At 62.2% G+C, this 1,318-nt stretch carries 1 pseudogene; it reads left to right on the top strand.

The window, feature by feature from the left end:
* A pseudogene (locus tag DTF_RS22980) lies at window positions 1-1,318 on the top strand (DNA polymerase III subunit alpha); the annotation flags it as partial.

The following is a 1,318-nucleotide window of genomic DNA, read 5'->3' as shown; positions in this document are numbered from 1 at the left end:
TCAACCGAGATCCGCCGCTACGTGCCTGTGGAGATTTCGGCCAAGGGGCTGCCGATGATCCAGTGGGAAAAGGATCAGGCAGAGGCCGCCGGACTGGTCAAAATCGACATCCTCGGCAACCGCTCCCTGGCGGTCATCCGGGACGCCCTGGAGGCGGTCGAAAAGAACACCGGACGAAAGATCGATTACGCCTCCTGGCGGCCGTTGGAGGACGCAGGGACCCGCCGACTGCTTCGCACCGGCGATACGATGGGGTGCTTCTACATCGAGTCCCCGGCCACCCGGCAGCTCCTGAAGAAGATGTGGGGCGATCCGGATGACGACGGCGGCGACCTCTTCGAACACCTGATCATGGCCTCCTCCATCATCCGCCCGGCGGCCAACACCTTCATCCGCGAGTTCGTCGCCCGCTTGCGGGGTAAAAGCTGGCAGCCGCTGCACCCGCTCCTGGTGGACGTGCTCGCCGAGACTTACGGCATCGCTATTTACCAGGAGCAGATTACTCAGATGGCCATGGCCCTGGCGGACTTCTCAGCCTATGAAGGGGACCAGCTGCGCAAGATCATCAGCAAGAAACACAAGGAGAAGAAACTTGCCGATTACCGGCATAAGTTTATGACGGGAGGGGTGCGGAAAGGGGTTACGGATGAGATCCTGGCGGCGGTGTGGGATCAGATTCTCTCCTTTGCCGGCTACTCCTTCTGCAAGCCCCATTCGGCCTCCTACGCCCTGGTGAGCTGCAAGTCGGCCTGGCTCAAGGCCAACTACCCCGCGGAGTTTACGGCGGCGGTCGTCTCCAACCAGGGAGGCTACTACTCCGCTCTAGCGTACATTTCCGAAGCCCGCCGCATGGGATTGAAGGTGCTTCCGCCGGATATCAACGAAAGCGATTATCCCTATACCGGCGCCGGACGCTCCCTGCGCATCGGTCTGATGCAGCTCCAGGGACTCGGACGCAAAGCGGTCGAAGCGCTCCTTAAGGAGCGCCGGGAGGCCGGCCCCTATAAAAACTTTCGGGATTTCCTGCGGCGGGTATCCATCGATCCGGCCGATGCCATTCTGCTGGTCAAGGGGGGATCTTTCGATGCCTTGGAGGGGCGCCAAAGGCGGCCGGCTCTCCTTTGGGAGCTCCTTGCCGCCCGGAAGCGTTTCGACCGGATGGGAAACGGTCTCCTCTTCGATGAAGGCGACGACGCCCTCCCCTCTCCGCCTCCTTGCGACGATGCGACGGTCCTGCGCCAAGAGGTGGAGACCTTGGGAATGCTGCTCTCCTGCCATCCTCTGCAGCTCCACCGCCGGGAGATGGAGCGGGTCAGGC

Origin of the sequence: Desulfuromonas sp. TF (genome assembly GCF_000472285.1) — a bacterium.
GTDB lineage: Bacteria > Desulfobacterota > Desulfuromonadia > Desulfuromonadales > ATBO01 > ATBO01.
This window is presented reverse-complemented; position numbering and strand designations above follow the sequence as displayed.